Here is a 23,978-nt window from a genome sequence, read left to right as displayed (position 1 = left end):
ATTGGGAGCGTGGCAATGGATAACCGACGGACAAAACAACGGGGCTCGGTGACTGTCCTGGCGATTGTCGCCATGCTCTTTTTGGGAACGATCATCGCCGGGCTGCTGCCGATGCTGACCATCAAGCATGGCGCCGGCAACGCCGACCGCGACACGATGGCGGCCCGCTACGCCGCCGAGGCGGGCCTGAAGCGGGCCTACGCCGCTATTTCCGACCACAGCGACCAATGGAACTGGCTTTCCACGCAAGCCCTCGTCCAAAACATCCCGCTGTGGGACGACAGCACCACCACCTACAGTGTGAGCATTTCCCCCGCATCTCCTGCACTCGCGACAGGCTATGTGCCTTCTCAGGGAACGTACACGATTACTTCCACCGGTATGGTCAACGGTCAGTACCAGCAACAGGTAACCGGCGTGATTGTGGTGCTGGCGGACGGACAGGTACAATTTCCCGGCGACCCAAACACCTATGGCAGGACGCATCCTGTTTCCCCAACTGATCCCGGTGAGGGTGTGGCCGTGTTTCCCGGCCCTGTCAACGATCCCGAATATATAAACGCCACCAAGTACGGCATACTGTCCGGCGGCACGCTCACCGTCTATAACGGCAACTACACCAACCCCACCTACGGCAACGAATACGCGCTTGCCACCACCGCCGGGGCACCGGGTTTCCCCTGGGGCCCGGAAGTGACCACGTCGGTCACCCAGGTGCTGCTCGACATGTTCGAAGCCGGCTTTTTCAACGCGGATAACTCCCGTCTGGACACTTTTACCAAGCACCCGCTTAACGAGACCATCAATCCTGGCGTCCAGGGACTCGCCTGGAACAACATCTGGACGGTCCCGGTTTTCCCGAGCGGCAAGCAGATGTACGAGGTTTCCGGAGATGTGGTTTTCAATTTGAATGCTAAGAAAGGTGACATTCTTACAACCGGCGCCTTTCCGAACCAGGTTGTCATATACTCCCACGGCAATATTATTGTTAACACTGCAATGCAGGGCAACTTTGTTCTTATCGCCGACGGCACGATTACTCTCAACGGCAATAACACCGATACCGGCCAAATTGAGCTTTATGCGCAGGGCAATGTAACCGTCGACCATCGCATCGGAACGATTGCCAGGCCGGCTACATCCTACGGAGTGTTTATGACCCGCAGCACCCTGACCGTCCATGGCGACTGCTACAATAAAGCCTTCATGTTCGGGCGGTCCTCGGTGACGTACGACGGCGGCGGAACGATGTACGGCGCCATGTACAGCCTGGGCAATATTACCATCAGTTCGCCTCTGACTTTTGTCTACGACCCGTCCGTCATCCCATAGCTTCACGTTGGCGAAAGTTTCCGACAGGGATTTCGGCGCGGACGGCGAATATAGCTTGTTCAGGGAGGGGGATATGATGGCGATGCATTATCTCGATATGCTGGGGGAAACCTGCCCGCACCCCCTGCTCATGGCGCAGGCTAAGCTGGAGACGATGGCCAGCGGCGACTGCCTGGTGATCGAATCCGACTTCAGCCGTTCGGTCCGCAATATCCTGGCCTGGGCCGACAAGAACGGCCACCGCTTCGATGTCGAGGAAGTGGAGAAGGGCGTCTGGCAGGTCAAGATCATAAAATAACAGCAATATGAAAAGACCCGGTTGCGTTCGCAACCGGGTCTTTGTACTTAAAGGCGCTAGCAGACTTCCAGCTCGCCCGGCGAGGTGATGAAGCGGATGAAGCGCTTGGCGACGCCGGTCAGGTCGTCGTCGCGGTAGACGAGGTTGTATTCCACGCGCGGGTCGACATTCTCGATCGTCAGGGCGAGGATATTGCCGTGGCGCAGTTCCTTTTGCACGGTCAGCCTGAGGCCGATCGATACGCCGTGGCCGTTTTCGACCGCCGTCTTGATGGCGCTGGCGCTCGAGATGGAAGTGCTCGGCTTGAGGTCCGCGAAGCGCAGGTTGAGCGGCCTGAGCGCTTCGTCGAGGAGCAGGTGGAGCTCCGACCCTTCCTCGCGGAGAATCAGCCGGTTTTTGAGCAGCTCGTCGAGCGTGACGGTGGTCCGGCCCGCCCAGTGGGCGTTGTTGGGGACGATGGCCACAAGCTCGTCGGTGAACACGTTCTTGACGGTCAGCCCCTTGAAGTTGCGGACGGGGCACTCGACGATGGCCAGATCGACGTCCTTGTCGTATATCTTGGTGACGATTTCCTGGGGATTGTCGATCTCCAGGTTGATCTGCAGGTCGGGATACTTGTCCTTGAAGGTCCAGATGCCGCAGGCGAGGGCGTGGCCGCCGACGGTGGGCGTGGCGCCGACGACGAGCTTCTGGTTCTTTTCGTCGGCCATGCCGGTGAGTTTGCGTTCCAGGTCTTCGTGCAGTTCGAGGATCTGTTTGGCGTAGTCGAACAGCACTGTGCCCGCCGGCGTAAGCGTAACGCCGTGGGGGGTCCGCTCGAACAGCTTGATGCCGTAGAACTCTTCCATGGAATGAATCTGGGCGCTGATCGCCGGCTGGGAAATATGAAGCAGTTTTGCTGCTTTGGAAAAGCTTTTGACGCGCGCCACCTGGCAAAACAGGTCAAATTGCCCTAGTTGCATAGCATCGACCTCCCGGCTGAATATGTGTAAATTATAACATGGATAGACGCCGTGTGACCGTCCTGGCCATATTCATCATCTTGTTCGTGATATAACCAATAAGTTATACCCGGTCGTGCAGTATCAGTTTTAGCGATACCCGGCAGAGCTGAGGCTTTGCGGAAGAAGAGTCCAGGCCACGCCGCGCCAGCTTTTTGGCAACAATTGCCCTCCCGATGCATAAGGATTAATGAATTACGCAGGGGGAGGGGGATAATGGGCAAAGCGGACGACAAGCTGATTGTCAACCTTAGGGAGGGCGAAATCGTCGCCAGGCTGGCCGGGCATTGCTGGCGTCTGCTGAACAGGCAGGAAGGCATCGCCATAAGGCCGATCATTGCGCTGTGCATCGGGTCCGACCGCTACACCGGCGACGCCCTCGGGCCGCTGGTGGGCAGCCATCTGGAAGAATACGGCGCCTGCACCGTTTACGGCAGCCTCGACCACCCGGTGCACGCCGGCAACCTGGTGGAGACCGTGGGCATGATAACCGCCCGTCATCCCCACGCGATCATCGTCGCTGTCGACGCTTGCCTGGGCCGGGCGGGGGAAATAGGCAACATCGAAGCATGGGAAGGCGGCATCGAAGCAGGCATCGCCGTAGGCAACCGCCTGCCCTGCGTAGGCCATGTTTCCATCGTTGGCGTCGTCAATGCCGGCGGCCATCTGGGCTATCTCGATCTCCAGAACACCCCGCTGGCCGTGGTGGTAAAACTAAGCCGGGTCATCGGCGAAGCGCTCGCCGATGTGCTCGGCCGCATGGCCGCCAGGGACGCCGCCGCCGTCGTCAGCCGGGTCAGCGGGGGAACAGGCGGTCCCACATCAGGTAGAGAATGACCAGCGCGGCGGCGAAAAAAACGCCGAGATCGCCGATATACTGCTCCATAACGAATCACGCTCCTGGTGAAAGTATACACTATTTTTTCCCGCCGGTACACGGCTTCCCTCGCCCTTCCAGTACTTAACAGGCACATCTTTCCCCTCGCACCCATACAATGAAGCACAAGTCTTTGCGGGGGTGAAGGGTATTGGTTTCTTTTTTCGCGGTCCTCGCGGCCGCCGTCGCCAAAGGGCTGTATCTCCTGGTCGCGTATCTGACCAACAACACCTTCCCGCTGCCGCTGTCGGAGAAAGAGGAGCAGCACTATCTTGAGCGCCTCAAGAGCGGCGACGAGAAAGCCCGCAACGTGCTGATCGAAAGGAACCTGCGTCTGGTAGCCCATATCGTCAAGAAATTCGACAACACCGGCGAGGAGATCGACGACCTGATATCGATCGGTACCATCGGCCTGATTAAGGCCATCAATACCTTCGACCAGGGGAAGAAGACCAGGCTGGCCACCTACGCCGCGCGCTGCATCGAAAACGAGATTCTCATGCACTTCCGCAGCACCCGGCGCACCCGCACCGAAGTCAGTCTCTACGATCCCATCGGCGTCGACAAGGAGGGTAATGAGATACCGCTAACACTTTACCTGTGACGGGCACAAAAAAGCGTCATTCAGTGAGCTTTGGGTATAAAACCAGGGTAAAATCGTCTTTTTCTTGCCAGCGTTCTTTTCGATAAATCGCATAATCGAGCACCGATCTGAGCAGGTCATTCTTTGCCGCCGGGTCGGTGCTTTTTCTATATAGCTTCAGGGCCTGCTCCACTTTGGGGATAATCTCGCGCCGCACCCGCCGGCGCTTCTGCTCCATTATCAGCACCTTCTCCGTCTCGGCAATGGCGGTTTGGGTGTCCGAGATCCGCTGTGAGACGACATGGGCGCGATCGAGGAAAGTCTGCTCGTCATAGATGCCGCGCTCAAGGAAATCGTGCAGGCTGCTCTTCTGCTTCTCCATCTCCTGCAGTTCCTTATTTAGGCTCTTTAGCGTCTGTTCCTTTACGGTCGCTATCGTATCAGTGGCCTCCGGCTGCTTATGTGCGTCCCATTCCATCCGATACTTATGAAGCCAGGCTGCCAGCCCCTCGACCATCCGCTCCTCGACATACTCGAACCGGGTGCTCTTGTTTCGGCATTTCGTATTATAGCAGATGAGATGGGGCTGCTGCTTACGGTACGTCCTCAGCACCATCGCTCCGCCGCACATATCGCACCTGATAAACCCGGCCAGTGGATTCACAAGCCCGTTCAGTTGATAAGGAACATGATACCGGCCCCTCAGTATCTCCTGTGCCTTTGCGAACGTCTCAGGGGCAACCAGAGGCTCGTGCCGCCCCTGCACGTCTATCCACTCCTGCCGGGGGCGGGTGCGTACCGTTTGCTTCTTACCCGGGTCGAGAGACTTTTTCTCCTCTTTCTTGCGCCACTGGATCCGGCCGGAGTACACTTCATTTTTGATTACGAACAGCACAGATGACGATTCCCACGGCTTGCCGGAATAGGTGGAGTGTCCGAGGCGGTTCAGCTCGGCAGCGATTTTGTGTCCGCCCATCCCGCTGACATAGAGGTCGAAGATAAGTTTGACCACCGGCGCCTGTTCGGGGTGGGGGACCAAGATCCTACCCTTTGTTGTTTTCTCGACGTTGTACCCATACGGCGGCCGGGCGCCGAGATAAAACCCTTCGGAGGCGGCTTCCTTTCTCCCGCGCTGCAGCCGGCGGTTGATGATCTTGAATTCCTTTCGGGCCATGAATTGCTCGAACTCAGTATACTCTTCGTCCATCTCGTCATTGAGGTCGTATATCTTCCTCGGCGTGACGATCAATGTGCCGGACTGCTTAAACGTTTTCTGGATATAGCCCTGGTCTTCCATGTCGCCGCGGCCGAGCCGGTCGATTTCCATTACCCATACCGAGCGCCATTTGCCCTCGCTGATCTCGCGGAGAAGCTTCACCATTTCCGGCCGGTGGATGATGAATTCGCCGCTTTCCACTTCGGGGAAAACGCCAGTTATGTTGACGTTATAATCCTTGGCCAGCTTGTAAAGGGTCTTGCGATGCTTCTCCAGGGTTTCCTTTTCGCCGCGAGCTTCGGCTTCGCGGTCTTCCCTGGATTTGCGAAGATATAGGCAAGCTGGTTCTAAGTCTTTGCGCTGCTGCATCCGGTACCTCCGTTTAAGAAGAAAGCCCCTTGTAGGGGCTATGGTTCGATATGTCTTATTAAAATCCTTGTACAGAAAAGGGACTTACTTTATTTTGACTTTAGCCATAAATAGTTTAACATACTGACCGTTTGAGACCTGAATATACATTTCGTTGGTAAACAGTTCATTCGAAATTATGTCGTCGAGTGTATGGCGGCTCGTGCTGCTAATTTCAGCATAGCTCTGGCCGCCTTCCGATATGATTTTGTATTCTCCGGCAGGCAGATCGACGCCAACCTTGTACATCCCGGAAGGGAGAAATCCGTTTCTCTCTTGAGGTTTCGGGGCATCTTTAAACGAATAAAGCTCGCAGCCCTGAATTTTTAAGAACTCGCCGTCATTTACACTTATTATACTTCTATTAAGGAAAATATCGTTTGCCAGGATACTGTCCAGTGTTCCGGTGGCGTTTTTTGCAATCTCTATGTAAGCTTTATCTCTTGCAATGGCAATATACTCGCCGGCAGGTATATCCACACCTACTTTATACTGGCCGGACCTGTACGTCTTTACTTTCGGTTGTTGCTTTATGGCTTGCGCTGTTTGCTGTTGACTGACAATCGGTTTTGTGGTCGTTTTCTTCGTGTCTCCGCATGATCCGGCGAGAGATCCGACGATCAAAATAATAACTATAACCCCGAGGCACCCGAAGCATCCCTTTTTATTGGTGGCCGCATTTTTTTCTTTCTTGGCTTGCTCCTGGGCGTCCAGCCGCGCCTTTTCCTCCAGATAAATTTTTTGTTTCTCTTCAGGGCTTAACTCCATTGAAAACACCTCCAATAGCCTTATGCTTTTTCGGAATTAACCGAAATGTGATCGTCATAGAAATCCCAGAAATCGTTTTCGTGTACCAGCAGTATTTTGTGGCCATTTTTCCTAAGATTAACAGCGCATTCGACTTTTCGTCCGTAACAAGAAAAGGCCCAGCAAGGGTTGCCATCATTCCCAATTACGAGATAATCCGTTCCGGCTGAAATCGAATTTTTATAAATACCGCCCAGAGCAGTGATAATATTTGCAAAACCATTCCGAGTAATTTTTGATGATATTCCGGTAAAGCAATAATGCTTGTCCTTTATTGAAAGATCAGGAGTCATAGAGCATATCCCTTGTAGACACATACTCTTTTTTAGGCTTTCAATTTCTGCTCGGTTAATAGTCTTAGAATGGTCGATATTGGTGAATTCTGCAAAATAGCCTTTTAGGAACCGCCTTTCATCTTCGGAAAGTTCGCCATCCGCCATTGCGGTTACTGACAAGCTGTATACTTCGTCGTAAGGAAAAGACGACGCCAAATGCTCGTTATCGTTAAGCCATTTTTGTAGGCCGAGCATTTCTTCTTCCGTTATTTCGTTATCGGATAGTATCCCGTGAAGCATGCCCTGGAGTCTTTGCAAATCAGATGTAACAACATCATAGTATAAACTATCGGTTTTAAAATTGTTGCAAAGCCAGAGAATATCATTAACTTCTTCCTGTTCTAAGACGTTATCTTGAAGAGACTGGTAAACCAAAGGAATTATCTCTGAAAAAGGGTGCAAATTGGCCATATTCATATACTCGTAGTACCAGTGCACTAACTCTTCGACTTCAGTGATGTTTATTTTTTCGTCGATACCTATGCCTTTTAATATGCCTTCGAGAGTATGTAGCGCCTTATCCACCTCGGCTTTGCTGGTGAAAAGCCTATAACGCTGTGACTCATAGTGTGCAAGCCGTGCGTTACTCATAAAAAACTCCCTCCCGACAATAAAAATAGCGGCCATGACTGTGCCGCGACTGCTTGGTGGATAGGGACTAACGTCCCGAAAAAATAAGCTGCTGGTGTTAGTTTACAGAGAAGGTATTAAATAAAAAATATTGAATTTTCTATAGCGCATAGATGTAATGGCCAGCCGTAGGGGCTGGCTACAATCATTTTGGGCCGATGATATCATTCTGATATCGCTCTCGCCTTCCACAAGTTACCAAAATAATAACGCCGAGGTGATGAAAAGATGCTTATCTTATCCGCCGCCTGAATACCGGGCGGCTTTATATTTTGCTTGTCGAAAAATGGCGGAATAAAGTTCGAAGAGAAGGCAGGAGTTGGTTGCAATAAACAGAAAATAGAACATATGTTCTAATTCCGGAGGTCTTGATATGGAAAACAGGGGCCTGATTGCTGATATCGTCGCAGCTCACAACGTACAGGAGATAGTGTACTGTCCATTGAAAAATTGGGATTGGATCGTGATCGGAAGCGTACTATTTATAGACCCCAGTTTGAAAGACTTGCAATGACCGGGCTTAATTGCCCGGTTTTTTTATTTTTTTGAGCGCTTCGAGCATAGCCCGTAATTCCTCGGGCGAAATATCATTGCTTTCCGCGTCCTTGCGGAGCTGGCCCCAAGCTACATCAGAGCCGGCTTCTTTTTTTAGTTCTTCTGGGATTAGGGGTGAAACATCAATAATTTTATCTGCGACTTTTTGACAATATTTGTTGGTAAGATTTTGGCCAGGAACTTTTAATATTTCGTCGGCTGTGCAATTGAAAGTTGATACAAGTCCCATAAGGAGGTCGGAATTAAGCCTGCGCCGACCTGTTTCAAGGTCATAGTAATACTGAGGTGTTATTCCAAGTTGAGCGGCAATATAGTTGCCGCTCAACTTTTTAGACTTTCGTATACTTCTCAAACTATTTGGAAGTGTTTTCTCGTACATCATTATCATCCCCGCTATTCGCTGAGTTCATTTTATCAGCGTATAGATTACGACTCAATAAGCTATATGACGATAATTAAAGATAAAACAAGCTAAACGACGAATTGTGATGCCCGTTTATAAATTATCGTCAATATGACGAGTTGCGCGCTTTGTCATTGTTCGTCATATAGCTTATTATTTAATCGAGGTGGTGAAACAATGAACTTCACAAAAGTGGTAAAAACCCGAATGAAAGAGCTCGACATAAACATCACGGCCCTCGCCGGGCGAATGGGCTACAGCATCAATTACATATCCGACCTATTGAAAGGCGACCGCCGCTGGAATGAGACCACAATGGCTAAAGCGTGCGAGGTTCTGAAGCTTGAAGCACGTTTTGTTCCTAGCGAAGAAACGGCTGCCTAGTCCTTATCATTCACTTCAATCTTCCCATACTTATGCTCGAACTGTTCCACGTACTTCACCAGCACTTGTCTGATCTCCTTATTGATCGACCGCCCGTTTCGATCCCCTATGTATTCCAACTTCCTTATATAGATTCTTTCGATGCGGAGAAGAAAAGGCTTCAGCATCTGGGCGGCCTCCTTGAGGTATTTACCCCAGACATATCATATCAAGGCCGGACGAATTGCGCGGCGCTATCGTTCTGATATCAGTTTGATAGCATGTTTTTTGAAGCAACGAGACAACCCGGTGCTTCATATAATTACCGAGGTGATGACGATGGCGGATAAATACGCGGCCACTTATAAATTCGGCAATACAGTGGTTCATGTGGTGGCGCCGCCGCCGATGACCGAGGAGCGTAAAAAGCAGATACTGGCCGACTTTCACCATGCGAGTTGGGCAGTGTGGAACTCCCTGTCGGATGAGACGAAACTGCGCCTCAACGCCGAGGCCGAAAAAGACGGTCAGCGCCGGATCATATGACCGGCTGCTGCGGAGGTGGACAAGCTATGCAGGCATTTTTTGCGGCCATAGATTCCGGCAGGTATGATGTCCTGCTGATCGGCTTTGCAGTAGTCACTCTGCTTTTACTGTGGCGGCTGCACCGAGAGATAAATCAGTGAGGAGGGGGAATCGAAATGCCCGCCATAGATCGCGTCACCATAGAACCCGATAAAGACTGCTTTTATTGCGACAAAATCGGTTTTTGCAACTTCCTTTACGAATTCCCTCACGAAAAATGCCAGGGGTGTACATATAAACAGCCCAAGACATTTCAAATTCCGGATCGCAAATGCGAACTGACTTGTCCGAACCTGGTTGAGGGCGAGCTATGCATAAAGGGGCCATGCTACAACGACGGGCGCCGGCCGGTGTGCTGCTTTAAGTGCGGGCATTTCCCTGAATGTGCGCACGATCTGAAGTGTGTGATTGTAAAGGAGAGAGAGCGATGAAAACGTACACCTGTCCCAAGCATGGCAGCATCGGCAAGCAAAACGCCTATATCGCTCGCAAACATACGAAGTGCTGCATCTGCCACCGTAAGGTTAAATTTGAGGAAAGTAGCCGCTAGGCTGGGGCCACGGTAAGAAAGGAGTGATGATATATTGGACTGCCAGCATAAACACGACGGCTGCGTAAAGTGCGGCGAGGACGCCGCTAACCGGGGGATAACCTGCTGCGCTGAGTGCGACACCGACTGCGCCGCCCGCTGCACATGGGCGCTGCTCATGAAAACAAAGTCGGTGCTCAATTCCGCAGACGCCCCGAGGGAGGACAAGCCTACTCAACTGCCCGACAACATCGACCTTATGACGCCACCTTCGACGTTTGACTACAGCCAGATCGACGCCGAGACCGCCGGTTATCTTCGTCAGAAGGAAACTATCATCGGCGGCTATATGCACCGCACGCGCTTCGACGTCGGTCAGGAACTCAAAGAGGCGCAGGAGAGACTGGCAAAACATCGTTACGGCTGCTTTGGCAAATGGGTGGCCAGCCTGGGGATTAAGGAATCAACAGCTTACGAACTCATCAACTACCACGGTTTAATTCTCCGCCACGCGGAGAAAAGGGAACTCATCGAGAAGGTGCCGTACACTCTGGCCCGCGAGATCGCCAAGCCCAGCGCCGACCCGGAGCTTACTCAGCGAGTGCTCGACGGCGACATCACCAGCCACAAGGACTATCAGGAACTCCTCCGGCAGAAAACGAAGCTCGAACAGGAACTGAAGGCCCGGCCCACTGTGGCGCCGGCGGACTACGAGGTCGTAAGCAAGGCGGCCGCCCGGGTGGGCATTATGGAAAAACGGGTTGCTACCCTTGAAGCCAGCGAAGAAAAGCTGGCCGAGATGGAGACGGCGATTTCCAGTCTCCAGGAAAAGCGTAGCGACCTTGCGTCCCAGATCAACGCCTCGCTTGCCCTTGGCCCATTTATTGCCGACACCGAGGAACTTATCAAGCGACTGGCCCCCGCCAAGTATTCCAAGCCGTTATCCGAGATCCGCACCAACGAGCCCATGAAGGAAAACCTGTTGACTCTCGTCGGCTCCGTTCGCGCCTGGTGCGACGAGATCGACGAACTGCTGAACAACATTAAAAGAGTGGAGGTTATCGACGTATGAGCAATCTGGCTATAGTCGGCGGGCGACGGGAACTCTCTCCCGAAGAAACGCTTCAGGCGCTTCAGATGATGCTAAGCACCGTCGAGGGCTTCGCCGGGAAGGTCGTCAAGCTGGAGAGTAAAGTGGCCACCCTGGAGGACAAGGTGGAAACCAAGCTGCACATCGACTACAACCAGCAGCGGGCGCTTCAGAAGGCAATCGGCCGGCGTGTGAGGGAGATGCTCCCCTCCGAAAAAGCTTACCGGGAACACAGCAAAGTTTACTTTGCCGCCCTGTATTCCGCCTTGAAAGACGTTTACCAGGTGCCGAGCTACCGGGACATTCCTTTGATGATGTTCGACCACGCCATGAAATACGTCGGCGACTGGGAATACCTCGGGGCGGCCTAGGAAGGAGGTACATATGTTAGCCGATATCCTGCGCGATCAGCGTCAACAAGCCAACGCCAAACTACTGGCCAGAGTCAGGGCAGCACTCCTGAGAACATTCCTGTTCGGCGCCGTCGTCTACTTCTCTGGCCATATTCTCGCCGCGCATCTGCTCGGCCGGTTCTAAAAAGAGAGCCCCGAAGGGCGATGGGTGAGAGATTACCTTAATAATACCGTAGGAAGGGGGTGATTGCCATAAACAGACTGTTTGCAAATGCCCTTATAGCGGCGATGGACGCCAAACAAATCTCCGTCGAAGGCTTGGCCGAGCTTTGCAGCGTCAGCCGGACCACCGTGAGCACATACCGCAGCGGCGGCCTGCCGAGCGATGACACCATGTTGCAGCTGATGGAGCACCTGGACGCACCCTGGCTCGGCTACATATACCTGCGGGAAAACAAAGTCGGCGCCGCCTTGCTTCCGGAAGTTCCTATCAGGGAACTATCGTCCAGCTACTGCGACCTACAGGTCGAAATGGACGACGCCGGCGCGGTGCAAAAAGAGATCGCCAGGATCTGTCGCGACAACCGCGTGGACGAGCAGGAAATCCCCGTATGGAACAGATGCACCAAGGAATTAACCGAACTCGTCAGATCAGCTTTCTCGCTCTTACTGGTCCCTATAAAAGAAAAAGCCGCCATCAAGGCGGTTAAGTGAACTCACCTATATTTTACACCGATCAATAATCCTAGTCAACTACCTGCCTTTTCCCTCCCTTAGAGGACGTGAAGATTCCGGCCGCTCGACAAACCACTTGCCCTCGTCGCAGAACAGATAATACTCCTTCCCGTGAATACGGCAGTGGTATCTGATACCCAGACCACCGGCGGCTAACGCAGGAGCCTGGCGAACGTCAAGGACCCTGTCAACCGTAAAGCATCTGCCATCCTTCCACTTGATAAGCAGCGGCCGGATGTTCCCGTCCTGATCGTGCTCGGCCACGATCCGCAAAAACTGCCTTTCCATAATTACCTCCGAACGTGTGTTTGGTAAAACTGATTATATTCCCGCTCGGAGAGAAAATCAACTGGTAAATCTATGGAACAAGGAGACACCGATGGCAAAACCCAAGTGTGCGGCCTGCGGACTGCCTTTAGGCCCCAAATACTCAACCATGTGGGACAGCGAGAAGAGAAAGGTCGTCAAGGTCCACGACAACCGCCAATGTGAAAAGCCCTACGTCAACCTGAACGAAACGAGGTGACGGCCATGCTCGAACTATACCGCCGCTGGATCTGCGGCAATGGACACACGCTAAGATTCACCCGCCCCAACCCTCGACCGGGAGTATGTTGGTGCGGCTGCACAGACTGGAGGCCGCTGGGATGAGCAAAGTAATCGACCTCACTGCCTGGCTGGCGAACAGCCACATGATCGACGGGCGGCGCCGGCAGATCAGCGCGCGGACCATACGGATCGTAAAGACGAAGCAGCTGCTCACCGGCGGCCGGCCGGGCGGGGACTGCGCATAAGGAGGTTTTTTCTTGGATTCAGATTTCAAATATACGCTCATCGTCAGCCAATTCTACCACTCTTACCACATGTTTATCGTCAAGTTTGATACCGAGATGTTTTTAGCAAAGGCAAAACTTCTGACGGAAGACTTGGAGAGCTATAAAAGGGTATCTGACGAGAAGAGAGATTATCGTTACGGCGACCTCGATTATTACAAGGACAGCAAAATTCGTCGCCGCTATAACGTCAACGACCAAGGAGACATCTACTTTATCAACCATACGCTTTTGGACGATTGCTTGAGCGATTCGAATTATTACCGAGATGAGAGCAAAAAAGCATCTCGTGGTTATACCCGAGTTTTAATTAAGGAGCGCATTTATGAACACCACAACTACGGTACGGTAAAAGCGCTCGTGCAAAAGCACTTCGAAATTGCCTAATCACCGAACCCCATGAAGAAAGCCGAGGTGGTGCCTATGCGCCGCCCGCCCGGTTGAAAACGGATACACCTCGCCTGACGGCCGGGAACACGACAAAGGCGGCTAGATAATCAGTAACCTCATACTGTTACAGGGGCCAGATGGGGGCCATTACGGCCCCCGGCCCGCTCCTCGAATCTGATTTTGGGAGATGAGAGATATGAAAAAGAAGGCCAAACGAAATAAGCCGCGGAAACCCTGCGGCTTTTGCTGTGCCCGGAAGGGGGCGCGGTAGATGGCAAGTCGTTCAGTGGTAAAGCCTATTCCTGAGCTCAACATGTCAAAGGTGATCGCCGCGCTTCGGGGCCATCAAGTTGGCCTATATAGTGGCGACGATGGAATAAACCTTGTAACCAACACGCAGATCATGCTTGTGCTGAGTGACGACGAGCTATGGCACGTTCAGGCGTCACTGCGGCTCCGCGAGGTAAATGGGTGGTATTATCCCGGCAATCAGCGCCCGCACAAAGACTTCCCCGAGAGTGCCCGCGGCATAATCGCAAGTGCCATCAATGCCCAAAATGTTACTCTCGAACTGACCGGATTGACAGAGCATAATGACAAAGCTTACCTTGCCCGCGACGGCGGGTATGTCCTGATAGACCAAAAGTACATCGACATTTTCAACGTCATCAAGACAGCAGAGCAGCAGGCCGACAACCCCAACAGCACTGTTCTTATCAACGGTAAGCACCTTATCTGCCCAATCGTGGGCATAGTTAGCAAGTATTTATTGCCTCTTCAAGCTAGACAACGGGAGGCGGTATAAATGGACCCCTTCACCCGCGAACGCGCCGGCACCGGCGTTGACGAATGGGCCAAGCATCGCTACAACATCGGCCGCGGCTGCAGCCACAACTGCGCCTATTGCTACGCCCGGGCCGACGCCGTCGACCGATGGAAGCGCATCCGGCCGGAGGACTGGACAACCGAGCGCATCAACCAGGCGGCCGTCGACAAGCGCTGGTATAGCAAAGCCGACGACGTAATCATGTTTCCCACCACCCACGACATTACGTCGATCTACCTGGAGTCGGCCGTCATTGCCCTCAGTCGCATGCTCGCCGCTGGCAATGATGTCCTGATCGTCAGCAAACCTCACCTCGATTGCATCGAGCGGCTCTGCGCGGAGCTTACCGATTACCGCCGGCAAATACTTTTCCGATTCACCATCGGCAGCATGGACGCCGACACCTGCGCACTATGGGAGCCGGGGGCGCCGCCGCCGGAGGAGCGCATTAAATCACTTTTGTTTGCCAGAGCAGCCGGCTTCAACACCTCCGTCTCTATCGAGCCAAACCTGGGCGGCGTACTCAATGCTGTCAGCGTTGTTGAGGCAGTCGATATTTACGTCACCCACGACATCTGGATCGGCAAGATGAACAAGATCGACCAGCGGGTAAAGGAGCAGAGCCCGGAGCTGGCCGAGGCCATCGCTCGGCTGAAGGTCGCCCAGAACGACACCAATACGATGCTGCTCTATCACTGCCTGCGCCAGAACCCGAAGGTAGCCTGGAAGGACAGCATCCGGGAAGTGGTGGCGAGATGTTCGGTACCCCAATAACGCAGCGGCAGGTCCGCTCCTGCCGCGTCTGGGCCGCCGATGGAGAAGAAGCCTGGCGCAAGATTGCCGCTATGCTCAAAGATGAGGGCCTGACGCCTGTGCAGCCGCCGCGGGTGCGGGAGCTGGCGGTAGAGTTGGAGGGCCTGATCTGGTGGGAGTGCCAGGCATTATGCGAGGGGTGATGATGATGACAATAGACGAAGTAGCCGCAGCCCTGCGCCGCCTTCGCGTCCCCAAGATCATTGACGAATACAAGTTGCAGTCCATGGTGGCGGACGTCCTACGAGAGGCCGGATTGCCTGCGGAGAAGGAATATCGCCTCGGCCCCCGGAGCCGCATCGACTTCCTCGTCGAAGGCGGTATCGGGGTGGAAGTTAAGAAAGGCAAGCCGCCCAAGCTCGCGGTGATCGCCCAGATTGAACGCTACGCCGCCTGCCATCAGATAACAGGCATCATCCTTATCGTAGAGCAACTGATCCACGACGTACCCAAAGAGATTAGCGGCAAGCCCTGCCTGCTGATCGCACTCAATAAATTATGGGGTATCGCTTTATGACCGTTCCGCAATACCTGCAGTTCCCCTCTGAAGCCGAGTATTATTACGGCACCCTGACCTTCAACGAACGAAAACAGGACTGGGAAATAGAAGGGGAGCCCTGCGTCATCGAAATCGCGCAGCGCCTCTTTCCCGGCTCCAAAACCTATGACCGCACCCGCGTCCGCTTCCGCACCAACCGGCGCACCAACGGCGACCTTAACTGGCTGATGCTCCGCTACCCTCTCCGAATCGCCGATGAAGCGAAGTGGCGGCAGACGTATGAGGAAACCGTCCAGCATGTCCTAAAGCGGGAGGCCATCAACAAGGCCCCGACGAAGGTCACGCCCCCGCCGGCATTTACCGGGACGCTCAGGGAGTACCAGAAGGAAAGCTTGGCCCACCTGATGCACAACCGGCGAACACTCGACGCTGACGAGATGGGCCTGGGCAAGACGCCGATCGCGCTGGCGTTCCTCTCAGCGGTGAACGCCTGGCCGGCCCTGATTGTCGTTCCTCCGCACCTTATTCTGGGGTGGCTCGACAAGATTGCCCAATTCCTCGACCTCCCGCCGTCGATAGGGCAGGCGCCAACATTGTTTAGCAAGGGCAAGGCAGTACCCCCGTTCGTCCATGTCATCAAGGGACTGAAACCCTACGACCTGCCGACTGCTGACATCTACATCATGCACTACCTCATCCTGCGAGGCTGGAAGAACGAACTGCCGGAATACGGCTTCAAGACGGTGATCTTCGACGAGATCCAGGAGCTCCGGCACCGGCAAACGGAGAAATACTCCGCCGCCTCGCTGGTGGCGGACAAGGCCGAGAATGTCATAGGATTATCCGGTACCCCGATTTACGGCCGCGGCGGCCAGATATGGAACGTCATGAACATCATCGACTTCCATTGCCTCTCGGACTGGGAGAGCTTTTCGAGAACATGGTGCTATGGCTACGACGGCGATATCGTCACCGATCCGGCTAACCTCGGCGACTACCTAAAGCGCGAGGGCCTGATGATCCGCCACACCAAGGCCGACGTTCTCGGCGAGCTGCCGCCTAAGCGTCGAGTGGTTGAGCCTATCGAATCCGATCAGGCCGTATTCAGCAACCTGATACGCGAAGCCGTCGAGAAGGCCCAAGGTTACGACGCCATCAAGGACATGCTGGAGAAGGGCAGAGTGAAGAGGGAGATCGAGGGAGCGGCCCGTATGGCTACCGGAATAGCCAAGGCTTCCGCCGTCTGCGCTTTCGTCAGGATGCTGCTGGAGGCCGGGGAAAAAGTGCTGTTGTTCGCCTACCATCACGCGGTGTTCGACATCTACATGGAGGAGCTGCGGGAATTCCGTCCGGGCAAGATCACCGGCCAGGAAGATGCCGCCGCTAAGAATGAGGCGGTGGAGATGTTTAAGAGCGGCATGACGCCCCTCTGCTGTATATCTCTCCGGACGGCGGCCGGCCTCGACGGCCTCCAGGTCGCAACCAGCGTCGTATTCGGAGAGCTGGACTGGTCGCCGGCGATCCACTCCCAATGCGAGGACCGTGCCCACCGCATCGGGCAGGAAAACTCCATCCTCTGCTATTACCTCGTTAGCGAGGACGGCTCCGACGAGACTATCCAGGAGGCTCTGGGGCTTAAGACGGAGCAATTCCTCGGCCTCATGGGAGACAAGGCGGAGACCGAAGAGGACCGCGCTATAGCCCAGACGGTGGCCACACAGCACATGAGTAATCTGGTCGAGAAGATCAAGGCTATCAAGCTGAACAAAGTTAAAAGCCCGGCATAAAGCCGGGCCGGTGTAGGGGCCAAGAGGATGTGGCAGAAGGTCCCCTCGGTATAGTATATGCTTTCGGGGTGAGATATGAACTATCAGCAATTTTTACTCGACAAAATGGAGCTCGCCAAAGACAGCGGCTTCGACATATCGATCGACGACATCAACCCCGCGCTAAAGCCCCACCAGCGGGAGGCCGTCAGGTGGGCCATTAGGGGAGGACGCCGGGCGCTGTTCGAATCCTTCGGCCTGGGCAAGACGGTCCAGGAACTTGAATGGTGCCGGATCATCATCGCCAAAGAGGGAGGCAAGGCCCTGATAGTCCTCCCCCTGGGGGTAAAACAGGAATTCACCCGCGACGCCGTGCAGTTGCTCGGCATGGATCCTCCGCAGTACGTCAGGACAATGGCCGAAGTCGCCGCGGCTGAAACCGATATCCTCATAACCAACTATGAACGGGTGCGCGACGGCGATATCGACCCCACATGCTTCACCGCCACCGCCCTCGACGAAGCCTCCGTCCTCAGGAGCTACGGCAGCAAGACTTATCAGACCTTCCTCGACAAGTTCAAGGGCGTTCGGTATAAACTCCTCGCCACCGCCACGCCGGCGCCCAACCGCTATAAAGAGCTCATCCACTACGCCGGCTACCTGGAGATCATGGACACCGGCCAGGCCCTTACGAGATTCTTCCAGCGCGACAGCACCAAGGCCAACAATCTCACCCTCTACCCGCACAAGGAGGCCGAATTCTGGCTGTGGCTTTCCTCCTGGGCCCTGTTCATCACCGCGCCCTCCGACCTCGGCTTCTACGACACCGGCTACATACTGCCACCTCTGAAGATCAACTACCACGAGATCCCGGTCGACAACTCCACCGCCGGCACAGAGAGAGACGGCCAGGTCAAACTCCTGCGAGATGCAGCTGTCTCCCTGGCCGACGCCGCCAAAGAGAAAAGGGACAGCATCGACGGCCGTGTGGCCAAGATGGCCGAGATCGTCAACTCCTCCGACGATAGTTTTATCCTCTGGCATGACCTCGAAGCCGAGCGGCATGCGATCAAAAAGGCCTTGCCCGCCGCGGTCGACATCTACGGCAGCCAAGACTATGACCTCCGCGAACAGCGGGTAATTGATTTCAGCGACGGCCGCATCCGGCTATTCGCCACTAAAAAAGAGCTTTCCGGCCAGGGCTGCAACTTCCAGCGCCACTGCCACAGAGCCATCTTCCTCGGCATCGACTATGAATTCAACGACTTCATCCAGGCCATTCACAGGATCTATCGCTTCCTTCAGACGGAGGAGGTAATCATCGACATCATCTACACCGAAAGCGAGCGACAGATCCTCAGAGTGCTCCTCGAAAAGTGGCGGCAGCATGACGCGATGGTCAAGAAGATGACCGCCATCATCAAAAAACACGGCCTGTCCAGCACCTCGTTAGCTGAAAAAATGGCCAGGTCAATCGGAGTTGAGAGAGTGGAAGTCAAGGGCAAGCACTTCACCATCACCAATAACGACTGTATCCTCGAAGCCGAACGGATGACAGCTGACAGCATCGACATGATCGTCACCTCGATCCCGTTCAGCAACCATTACGAATACACCCCGTCCTACAACGACTTCGGCCACAACAAGGATAACGAGAAGTTTTTCGAGCAGATGGACTTCCTGACGCCGAACCTCCTCCGGATCCTGAAGCCCGGAAGAATAGCCGCCATCCACGTCAAGGACCGTATCCTCTTCGGCAACGCCACCGGCACGGGCATGCCCACCGTTGACCCGTTCAGCGACCTCACAGTCGCGCACTTCCTCCGCCACGGCTTCCAGTACATGGGCCGCATAACCGTCGTCACCGACGTGGTGAGGGAGAACAATCAGACCTACCGCCTGGGCTGGTCGGAGCAGTGCAAGGACGGGAGCAAGATGGGCGTCGGCTGCCCGGAGTATATCCTGCTATTTCGCCGACTTCCCAGCGATACCTCGAAGGCTTACGCCGATATGCCAGTCGCCAAGTCCAAGGACGAATACACCCGGGCACAGTGGCAAATCGACGCGCACGGCTACTGGAGATCGTCAGGCGACCGGCTGATAAGCAAGGAAGAACTGGCCGCACTTCCCGTCGACTCTCTCCAGGCGGTTTACCGCAAATACTCGAGGGAATCGGTCTACGACTACCACCAGCACATCGCCCTGGCCAAGAAGCTCGACAAGGACGGCAAACTGCCGGCGAGCTTCATGGTAGTCGCTCCCGGATCCTGGACGGATGGAGTATGGGACGACATCAACCGAATGAAGACGCTGAACACGAAGCAGTCGCAGAAGAGAAGGGAAATGCATGTCTGCCCGCTGCAGCTGGATATAGTCGAACGGCTGATAAACCGGTACTCGAACCCCGGAGAGGTGGTATTCGACCCGTTCGGGGGGATCATGACGGTCCCGATGGTGGCCGTGAAACTCGGCCGGTATGGACAGGCCTGCGAGCTCAACAGCGATTACTTCAGAGACGGCCTGGGATACATGCAGGTGGCCGAGGCGATGAGAGACGCGCCGACGCTGTTTGACTTCATCGACGAGGGCATGGGGCACGCGATGCGCCTCGACGGAGTGAAAGGGGAGGCGGGATGATGAACCGTTACAAAGCTCTACACCTATTCTGCGGCAGCGGCGGCGCAGCGGTCGGCATGCAAGAGTCCGTCGGCGAATACAAAGGTGCCGTCGCCAAATTTACCACCCTGGCCGGCATCGACTGCGACCCGCTCTGCTGCGAAGACTTCGAATATCTCACCGACGCCCCGGCCGTCCGCATGGACCTCTTCAACCGGGCCGACTATATCGCCTTCCACGGCAAAGAGCCTCCCGAGGACTGGCGGGAAGTCACCCCTTACGACCTCTACCGCGCCGCCGGCGATTACCCAGACGTCGTATTCCTCTCGCCCCCCTGTAAGGGATTCAGCGGCCTCCTGCCCAGCAAGAGCGCGGCCAGCGACAAGTACCAGGCCCTCAACCGACTAGTGGTCCGCTCCATGGGCCTCACGATGCGGGCCTTCGAGGAAGACCTGCCGGCGTTCATCCTGATCGAGAACGTACCGATGATCAAAACCAGGGGAGCGTTCCTCGTCAAGCAGGTAAAGAAGATACTCGGCCGCTACGGCTACGTATTTCACGGCGGCGACCACGACTGCGGCGAGCTCGGCGGCCTCGGCCAGCGGCGGAAACGCTTTCTCCTGGTAGCCCGCAACGAAGCCAAAGTCCCGGCCTACCTCTACCAGCCGCCGAAACTGAAGCTCCGCACCATCGGCGACATCATCGGCCCCATACCCCTGCCCGACGCCCCCAGCTGCGGCCCTATGCACCGCCTCCCGCGCCTCCAGTGGAAAACCTGGGTGCGCCTGGCGCTCATCCCCGCCGGCGGCGACTGGCGAGACTTGCAGAAGATCGCCCCGGAGCAGTACCGGCTGGAGCATATCCCCCGCAGCAGCACAATGGGCGTTATGGACTGGCAGGGCCCATCGGGCACCGTAACCGGCAACACCAGCATAGGCGGCAGCACGCCGGCGGCCGTCAGCGACCCGAGGCTGAACGAAAGGGAGAGCCGCCACCCCAGCGTCTACCGGGTAATCAAATTCGACGAGACCGCCCCCTGCATCACGGGAACAAGATTCGGCAGCGGTGCGCCGGCGGTCGCCGATCCCCGGCTCGATATCAAAGACGGCCACGCCGCCCTCTACCAAGTCGGGAAGTGGGACGCCGCGGCGAAGACGGTCACCGGCGCCGCCGGGCCGAACAATGGAGCACTGAGCGTCGGCGACCCGCGCCTCGATCCGAAATCTCCGAAATTCAACCACGCCTATACCGTTACCGGCTGGGATGGACCCGCCGGCACGGTAGCGGGCGGCACCGGCCCCAGCTGCGGCGGCCATGTTATCGCCGATCCGCGCGTGAACATCAAGAGCACCAATGGCCGCGACCGTACCAACCTCTATAATGTTCAGGCCTTCGACGCGTCGGCGACTACCGTCACAGGAGGGACCGGGCCGTCATCCGGAGGGCATTGCATCGCTGATCCGCGCCTGGCCAGGGAGAAAGGGTATCACAACATGTTCCAACTCGGCGAATGGGACAAGCCGGCCACGTGCGTCACCGGCATTCCTGATATCCAATCAGGCGCTCAGTCGATCGCCGACCCCCGCGTCCAGCACGCCGCCGGCTACTATAACCACAGCTACAGTGTCACCCCATGGGATACGCCATCCGGTACCATCACGAGCGGCCACTCGCCTAGCTGCGGCGGGCACACCATCGCCGACCCCAGGCTAGGGAACAACATCAGGAACGGCGCCCTCGGCGTCCACGCCTGGGACAAGCCCGGCAGCACTATACTTGCCGCCGGCGACGTCCACGCGGGAGCCTCTTCCATCGCCGACCCGCGCTTCGAATGCGACATGTACCCCGCCTCCTATGGCGTTCAGAATTGGAATGAACCGGCGGTAACCGTCAGGGGGAACATGCGGACCATGTGCAGCCCCGCCTCCGTCGCCGATCCCAGAATACCCGGCGACAAAGAAAGCGGCGTCTGGGTAATCATCGCCGAGGACGGCACCTGGCACCGGCCGCTTACGACACTCGAACTGGCGGCGCTGCAGGGATTCCCGCTCACGGTGAACGGCAAGCCGCTGGTGCTCGCCGGCAAATCAGACGCCCGCTGGAGAGAGGCGATCGGCAACGCAGTACCGCCGCCGGCGGCCCGGGCGATAGGCGACCAGATACTGACCTGCCTGTTGGCCAGCGAAAAAGGCGACTACTTTGACCTGACGGCCGGCGGGGTATGGGTGAGGGAGGACGGACCCACGGAGGTGGAGGTGATTGTATCAAAAGCAGGATTTATTCACAGGTAAATTTTCAGACCCTGTCGCTGACACCATAAGGATACTACAAGAAAACGAACCGCCCGAGGGCTACTACCTCGCATACAGCGGCGGCAAAGACAGCATCGCCCTCAAATGGTGCGCCGACCAAGCCGGTGTCAAATATGACGCTCACTACAAAATTACGACCGTCGACCCTCCGGAGCTTATCTACCATATGCGCGAGTACGCACCGGACGTTTCCCAAGACCGTGGAGAGTGGTCGATGTGGAACCTTATTCTACACAAAAAAATGCCTCCAACCAGGAATGCGCGGTATTGTTGCAGTTGCCAGAAAGAAAGCTCCTCGGGGGGCCGGATTCTTTTGACGGGGATACGATGGGCCGAGAGCCCCAAAAGAGCAAAGCGGGCGATCATAGAAAACGACATTAGAGCGCACATAGCCAATGAAAAGAAATCACGGCTCATTATAAATCCGATTGCACCCTGGGCCGACGCCGATGTCTGGGGACTTATTCGCCAAAAGCGATTACCATACCCTGCATTATACGACCAGGGATTCAAGCGTCTCGGATGCGTTCTCTGCCCGCTGGTGTCTAATGCCCACCGCCAGATGGAAGAGAAGCGGTGGCCTAAAATTGCCGCCATGTATCGCTGGACATTTAATAAACTCTACGAAATTTACGGACGCGAACACTTCGCGCTCTCGCGCACATGGAAAAGCGGAGACGCCATTTATGAGTGGTATATGGGACGTCTGAAGTTATCGCCTGAACAGCAATATTATCTCGACCTGTTTGAGATGGAGAACTTCGGAGACGAAGATGACACTTTTTATGAAGCGGGGTGACACCTTGCAAGTCGCGCTTATCCAAGTAGACGGCAAACTGCCCAACTTAGCGCTGATGAAACTCTCAGCCTACCACAAAGCCCGTGGCGACGACGTAATCCTATACCGCAACCCCGACGACTACCTTCTCGGCCAAGATCTTTTCAACCCCATCGACAAGGCCTACGCAGCGGTCATTTTCGACGACACCGTGAAGCGGAGCTCATTGAGACTAGCCAAGAAACTGGCGGCCGCAGGCGTTGAAGTCGGTGGCACCGGCTGGGACATAACAAAAACCCTGCCGCCCGATATCGAGGCACTTCCCGCCGACTACGACCTCTACGGCATAACCTACGGCTTCGGCTTTACCTCCCGCGGATGCATCCGCACCTGCCCGTTCTGCGTCGTTCCCCGTAAAGAGGGAAACATCAGGCACGTCGCCTGGCCGGTCGAGATCGCGAACCCCAAGTCGAAGGCGTTGGTGCTGCTCGACAACAACTTTCTTGCCTCGCCGCTGTGGCGGGAGAAGGCCCAGCAGATCATCGACCACGGCTACAGAGTGGACTTCACCCAGGGACTTGATATCCGCCTCGTCACCGACGAAGCCGCCGACTACATCGCCAATATGAAGCACGGCCGGCGCATCCATTTTGCCTTCGACCATATCGGTGACGAGCAGATCGTCCGCAGCGGAATAGAGAAGCTGCTGGCCAGGGGCCTACGGGGCGACGACCTTTCCTTCTACGTCCTCACCAACTACAACAGCACCCACGAAGATGACCGCCGGCGGGTTGACATCCTCGACGAATACGGTGCCAACCCCTTCATAATGGTCTACGACAAGCGGAAGGCGCCGGAGATCACCCGCCGACTGGCACTCTGGTGCAATAAATACTGGTCGAAGAAGGCCTGTAGGTTTGAGGACTTCGACCGCAAGGCGTACAGGCAGAAGAAGCGCCTGGATTATCAGCCCGGGGAGGGAGCCATATGCGCTACATAGCCGCCCTGATTATCGGCAAGTGACTCGGTACCCCTATTTAGGAAG

At 55.5% G+C, this 23,978-nt stretch carries 29 protein-coding genes and 1 pseudogene; 23 read left to right on the top strand and 7 right to left on the bottom strand.

The window, feature by feature from the left end:
• Positions 1–15 precede the first annotated feature (15 nt).
• Both Q4T40_11575 and Q4T40_11570 read left to right on the top strand, forming a co-directional pair.
• Positions 16–1,332 (top strand): hypothetical protein, encoded by a 1,317-nt coding sequence (locus tag Q4T40_11575; GenBank protein ID MDT8901887.1) that lies wholly within the window; start codon positions 16–18, stop codon positions 1,330–1,332.
• Positions 1,333–1,405: 73 nt separating this feature from the next.
• The gene (locus tag Q4T40_11570) at positions 1,406–1,630 is read left to right on the top strand and encodes a sulfurtransferase TusA family protein (GenBank protein ID MDT8901886.1); all 225 of its coding nucleotides are present in this window, start codon (positions 1,406–1,408) and stop codon (positions 1,628–1,630) included.
• 56 nt (positions 1,631–1,686) lie between these two features.
• On the opposite strand, the gene Q4T40_11565 is transcribed toward Q4T40_11570, so the two are convergent.
• The gene (locus Q4T40_11565; protein ID MDT8901885.1) at positions 1,687–2,592 is read right to left on the bottom strand and encodes a LysR family transcriptional regulator; all 906 of its coding nucleotides are present in this window, start codon (positions 2,590–2,592) and stop codon (positions 1,687–1,689) included.
• A gap of 255 nt (positions 2,593–2,847) precedes the next feature.
• On the opposite strand from Q4T40_11565, the gene yyaC reads away from it, so the two are divergent.
• Together yyaC and Q4T40_11555 are read left to right on the top strand one after the other, a co-directional pair.
• The gene (yyaC, locus tag Q4T40_11560; protein ID MDT8901884.1) at positions 2,848–3,468 is read left to right on the top strand and encodes a spore protease YyaC; all 621 of its coding nucleotides are present in this window, start codon (positions 2,848–2,850) and stop codon (positions 3,466–3,468) included.
• Positions 3,469–3,704: 236 nt separating this feature from the next.
• Positions 3,705–4,100 (top strand): annotated as a pseudogene (locus Q4T40_11555) (sigma-70 family RNA polymerase sigma factor).
• 28 nt (positions 4,101–4,128) lie between these two features.
• Here the strand turns inward: Q4T40_11555 and Q4T40_11550 are convergent.
• From Q4T40_11550 to Q4T40_11535, 4 genes are all read right to left on the bottom strand, one after another.
• Complete coding sequence (locus Q4T40_11550; GenBank protein MDT8901883.1) at positions 4,129–5,676, bottom strand: recombinase family protein; 1,548 nt, start codon at positions 5,674–5,676, stop codon at positions 4,129–4,131.
• Positions 5,677–5,760: 84 nt separating this feature from the next.
• Complete coding sequence (locus Q4T40_11545; protein ID MDT8901882.1) at positions 5,761–6,483, bottom strand: hypothetical protein; 723 nt, start codon at positions 6,481–6,483, stop codon at positions 5,761–5,763.
• 20 nt (positions 6,484–6,503) lie between these two features.
• A complete protein-coding gene (locus Q4T40_11540) occupies positions 6,504–7,448 on the bottom strand; it encodes a BRCT domain-containing protein (GenBank protein MDT8901881.1) in 945 nt (314 codons plus the stop codon).
• Positions 7,449–8,007: 559 nt separating this feature from the next.
• Positions 8,008–8,424, bottom strand: a complete 417-nt coding sequence (locus Q4T40_11535) for a helix-turn-helix transcriptional regulator (GenBank protein MDT8901880.1) — start codon at positions 8,422–8,424, stop codon at positions 8,008–8,010.
• 198 nt (positions 8,425–8,622) lie between these two features.
• On the opposite strand from Q4T40_11535, the gene Q4T40_11530 reads away from it, so the two are divergent.
• The gene (locus tag Q4T40_11530; GenBank protein MDT8901879.1) at positions 8,623–8,829 is read left to right on the top strand and encodes a helix-turn-helix transcriptional regulator; all 207 of its coding nucleotides are present in this window, start codon (positions 8,623–8,625) and stop codon (positions 8,827–8,829) included.
• Here the strand turns inward: Q4T40_11530 and Q4T40_11525 are convergent.
• Positions 8,826–8,996: a hypothetical protein gene (locus Q4T40_11525; protein MDT8901878.1), complete on the bottom strand. Its 171-nt coding sequence runs from the start codon at positions 8,994–8,996 to the stop codon at positions 8,826–8,828. The genes Q4T40_11530 and Q4T40_11525 overlap by 4 nt on opposite strands.
• 121 nt (positions 8,997–9,117) lie before the next feature.
• On the opposite strand from Q4T40_11525, the gene Q4T40_11520 reads away from it, so the two are divergent.
• From Q4T40_11520 to Q4T40_11495, 6 genes are all read left to right on the top strand, one after another.
• The gene (locus Q4T40_11520) at positions 9,118–9,354 is read left to right on the top strand and encodes a hypothetical protein (protein MDT8901877.1); all 237 of its coding nucleotides are present in this window, start codon (positions 9,118–9,120) and stop codon (positions 9,352–9,354) included.
• Positions 9,355–9,820: 466 nt separating this feature from the next.
• Positions 9,821–9,943: a hypothetical protein gene (locus Q4T40_11515; protein ID MDT8901876.1), complete on the top strand. Its 123-nt coding sequence runs from the start codon at positions 9,821–9,823 to the stop codon at positions 9,941–9,943.
• A 34-nt stretch (positions 9,944–9,977) separates the two neighbouring features.
• Positions 9,978–10,994 carry a hypothetical protein gene (locus tag Q4T40_11510; GenBank protein ID MDT8901875.1) on the top strand — a complete coding sequence of 339 codons (1,017 nt, stop codon included), beginning with the start codon at positions 9,978–9,980 and terminating at the stop codon, positions 10,992–10,994.
• A complete protein-coding gene (locus Q4T40_11505; protein MDT8901874.1) occupies positions 10,991–11,383 on the top strand; it encodes an ORF6C domain-containing protein in 393 nt (130 codons plus the stop codon). The genes Q4T40_11510 and Q4T40_11505 overlap by 4 nt, the downstream gene beginning before the upstream one ends.
• Positions 11,384–11,396: 13 nt before the next feature.
• Entirely contained in the window at positions 11,397–11,549 is a 153-nt protein-coding gene (locus Q4T40_11500; protein ID MDT8901873.1) for a hypothetical protein, read from the top strand.
• A gap of 59 nt (positions 11,550–11,608) precedes the next feature.
• Entirely contained in the window at positions 11,609–12,079 is a 471-nt protein-coding gene (locus Q4T40_11495) for a hypothetical protein (GenBank protein ID MDT8901872.1), read from the top strand.
• A gap of 39 nt (positions 12,080–12,118) precedes the next feature.
• Here Q4T40_11495 and Q4T40_11490 read toward each other — a convergent pair whose 3' ends face one another.
• Positions 12,119–12,388, bottom strand: coding sequence for a hypothetical protein (locus Q4T40_11490; GenBank protein MDT8901871.1), 270 nt, complete (start codon positions 12,386–12,388; stop codon positions 12,119–12,121).
• Positions 12,389–12,479: 91 nt separating this feature from the next.
• Between Q4T40_11490 and Q4T40_11485 the strand changes: the two genes are divergently transcribed.
• From Q4T40_11485 to Q4T40_11430, 12 genes are all read left to right on the top strand, one after another.
• On the top strand, positions 12,480–12,626 hold the full coding sequence (locus Q4T40_11485; GenBank protein MDT8901870.1) for a hypothetical protein: 147 nt from the start codon (positions 12,480–12,482) through the stop codon (positions 12,624–12,626).
• Positions 12,627–12,747: 121 nt separating this feature from the next.
• Positions 12,748–12,894 (top strand): hypothetical protein, encoded by a 147-nt coding sequence (locus Q4T40_11480; protein MDT8901869.1) that lies wholly within the window; start codon positions 12,748–12,750, stop codon positions 12,892–12,894.
• Positions 12,895–12,906: 12 nt separating this feature from the next.
• Positions 12,907–13,320, top strand: coding sequence for a hypothetical protein (locus Q4T40_11475; protein MDT8901868.1), 414 nt, complete (start codon positions 12,907–12,909; stop codon positions 13,318–13,320).
• Between the two features lie 274 nt (positions 13,321–13,594).
• Positions 13,595–14,128 (top strand): hypothetical protein, encoded by a 534-nt coding sequence (locus Q4T40_11470; protein ID MDT8901867.1) that lies wholly within the window; start codon positions 13,595–13,597, stop codon positions 14,126–14,128.
• On the top strand, positions 14,129–14,923 hold the full coding sequence (locus Q4T40_11465; protein MDT8901866.1) for a radical SAM protein: 795 nt from the start codon (positions 14,129–14,131) through the stop codon (positions 14,921–14,923).
• Complete coding sequence (locus Q4T40_11460) at positions 14,905–15,105, top strand: hypothetical protein (GenBank protein ID MDT8901865.1); 201 nt, start codon at positions 14,905–14,907, stop codon at positions 15,103–15,105. The genes Q4T40_11465 and Q4T40_11460 overlap by 19 nt, the downstream gene beginning before the upstream one ends.
• On the top strand, positions 15,105–15,479 hold the full coding sequence (locus Q4T40_11455) for a hypothetical protein (protein MDT8901864.1): 375 nt from the start codon (positions 15,105–15,107) through the stop codon (positions 15,477–15,479). The genes Q4T40_11460 and Q4T40_11455 overlap by 1 nt, the downstream gene beginning before the upstream one ends.
• Positions 15,476–17,248 carry a DEAD/DEAH box helicase gene (locus Q4T40_11450; protein ID MDT8901863.1) on the top strand — a complete coding sequence of 591 codons (1,773 nt, stop codon included), beginning with the start codon at positions 15,476–15,478 and terminating at the stop codon, positions 17,246–17,248. Before Q4T40_11455 ends, Q4T40_11450 begins: the two co-directional genes overlap by 4 nt.
• 75 nt (positions 17,249–17,323) lie before the next feature.
• Positions 17,324–19,864: a DNA methyltransferase gene (locus tag Q4T40_11445; GenBank protein MDT8901862.1), complete on the top strand. Its 2,541-nt coding sequence runs from the start codon at positions 17,324–17,326 to the stop codon at positions 19,862–19,864.
• On the top strand, positions 19,861–22,134 hold the full coding sequence (locus tag Q4T40_11440) for a DNA cytosine methyltransferase (GenBank protein ID MDT8901861.1): 2,274 nt from the start codon (positions 19,861–19,863) through the stop codon (positions 22,132–22,134). Before Q4T40_11445 ends, Q4T40_11440 begins: the two co-directional genes overlap by 4 nt.
• On the top strand, positions 22,103–22,954 hold the full coding sequence (locus Q4T40_11435; protein MDT8901860.1) for a phosphoadenosine phosphosulfate reductase family protein: 852 nt from the start codon (positions 22,103–22,105) through the stop codon (positions 22,952–22,954). The genes Q4T40_11440 and Q4T40_11435 overlap by 32 nt, the downstream gene beginning before the upstream one ends.
• Entirely contained in the window at positions 22,929–23,933 is a 1,005-nt protein-coding gene (locus tag Q4T40_11430) for a radical SAM protein (protein MDT8901859.1), read from the top strand. Before Q4T40_11435 ends, Q4T40_11430 begins: the two co-directional genes overlap by 26 nt.
• Positions 23,934–23,978: the final 45 nt, after the last annotated feature.

This window comes from Selenomonadales bacterium 4137-cl (assembly GCA_032334055.1).
Classification (GTDB): Bacteria; Bacillota; Negativicutes; order Sporomusales; family UBA7701; genus Anaeroselena; species Anaeroselena agilis.
This window is presented reverse-complemented; position numbering and strand designations above follow the sequence as displayed.

Excerpts from the sequence above, each read along its gene's own strand:
- Q4T40_11445 (MDT8901862.1), top strand. The coding sequence starts at position 17,324 with ATGAACTATCAGCAATTTTTACTCGACAAAATGGAGCTCGCCAAAGAC.
- Q4T40_11500 (MDT8901873.1), top strand. The coding sequence starts at position 11,397 with ATGTTAGCCGATATCCTGCGCGATCAGCGTCAACAAGCCAACGCCAAA.
- Q4T40_11540 (MDT8901881.1), bottom strand. The coding sequence starts at position 7,448 with ATGAGTAACGCACGGCTTGCACACTATGAGTCACAGCGTTATAGGCTT.
- Q4T40_11530 (MDT8901879.1), top strand. The coding sequence starts at position 8,623 with ATGAACTTCACAAAAGTGGTAAAAACCCGAATGAAAGAGCTCGACATA.
- Q4T40_11570 (MDT8901886.1), top strand. The coding sequence starts at position 1,406 with ATGATGGCGATGCATTATCTCGATATGCTGGGGGAAACCTGCCCGCAC.
- Q4T40_11535 (MDT8901880.1), bottom strand. The coding sequence starts at position 8,424 with ATGATGTACGAGAAAACACTTCCAAATAGTTTGAGAAGTATACGAAAG.
- Q4T40_11490 (MDT8901871.1), bottom strand. The coding sequence starts at position 12,388 with ATGGAAAGGCAGTTTTTGCGGATCGTGGCCGAGCACGATCAGGACGGG.
- Q4T40_11480 (MDT8901869.1), top strand. The coding sequence starts at position 12,748 with ATGAGCAAAGTAATCGACCTCACTGCCTGGCTGGCGAACAGCCACATG.
- Q4T40_11565 (MDT8901885.1), bottom strand. The coding sequence starts at position 2,592 with ATGCAACTAGGGCAATTTGACCTGTTTTGCCAGGTGGCGCGCGTCAAA.
- Q4T40_11515 (MDT8901876.1), top strand. The coding sequence starts at position 9,821 with ATGAAAACGTACACCTGTCCCAAGCATGGCAGCATCGGCAAGCAAAAC.
- Q4T40_11505 (MDT8901874.1), top strand. The coding sequence starts at position 10,991 with ATGAGCAATCTGGCTATAGTCGGCGGGCGACGGGAACTCTCTCCCGAA.
- yyaC (MDT8901884.1), top strand. The coding sequence starts at position 2,848 with ATGGGCAAAGCGGACGACAAGCTGATTGTCAACCTTAGGGAGGGCGAA.
- Q4T40_11545 (MDT8901882.1), bottom strand. The coding sequence starts at position 6,483 with ATGGAGTTAAGCCCTGAAGAGAAACAAAAAATTTATCTGGAGGAAAAG.
- Q4T40_11550 (MDT8901883.1), bottom strand. The coding sequence starts at position 5,676 with ATGCAGCAGCGCAAAGACTTAGAACCAGCTTGCCTATATCTTCGCAAA.
- Q4T40_11460 (MDT8901865.1), top strand. The coding sequence starts at position 14,905 with ATGTTCGGTACCCCAATAACGCAGCGGCAGGTCCGCTCCTGCCGCGTC.
- Q4T40_11465 (MDT8901866.1), top strand. The coding sequence starts at position 14,129 with ATGGACCCCTTCACCCGCGAACGCGCCGGCACCGGCGTTGACGAATGG.
- Q4T40_11470 (MDT8901867.1), top strand. The coding sequence starts at position 13,595 with ATGGCAAGTCGTTCAGTGGTAAAGCCTATTCCTGAGCTCAACATGTCA.
- Q4T40_11485 (MDT8901870.1), top strand. The coding sequence starts at position 12,480 with ATGGCAAAACCCAAGTGTGCGGCCTGCGGACTGCCTTTAGGCCCCAAA.
- Q4T40_11525 (MDT8901878.1), bottom strand. The coding sequence starts at position 8,996 with ATGCTGAAGCCTTTTCTTCTCCGCATCGAAAGAATCTATATAAGGAAG.
- Q4T40_11575 (MDT8901887.1), top strand. The coding sequence starts at position 16 with ATGGATAACCGACGGACAAAACAACGGGGCTCGGTGACTGTCCTGGCG.
- Q4T40_11430 (MDT8901859.1), top strand. The coding sequence starts at position 22,929 with ATGACACTTTTTATGAAGCGGGGTGACACCTTGCAAGTCGCGCTTATC.
- Q4T40_11440 (MDT8901861.1), top strand. The coding sequence starts at position 19,861 with ATGATGAACCGTTACAAAGCTCTACACCTATTCTGCGGCAGCGGCGGC.
- Q4T40_11450 (MDT8901863.1), top strand. The coding sequence starts at position 15,476 with ATGACCGTTCCGCAATACCTGCAGTTCCCCTCTGAAGCCGAGTATTAT.
- Q4T40_11455 (MDT8901864.1), top strand. The coding sequence starts at position 15,105 with ATGATGATGACAATAGACGAAGTAGCCGCAGCCCTGCGCCGCCTTCGC.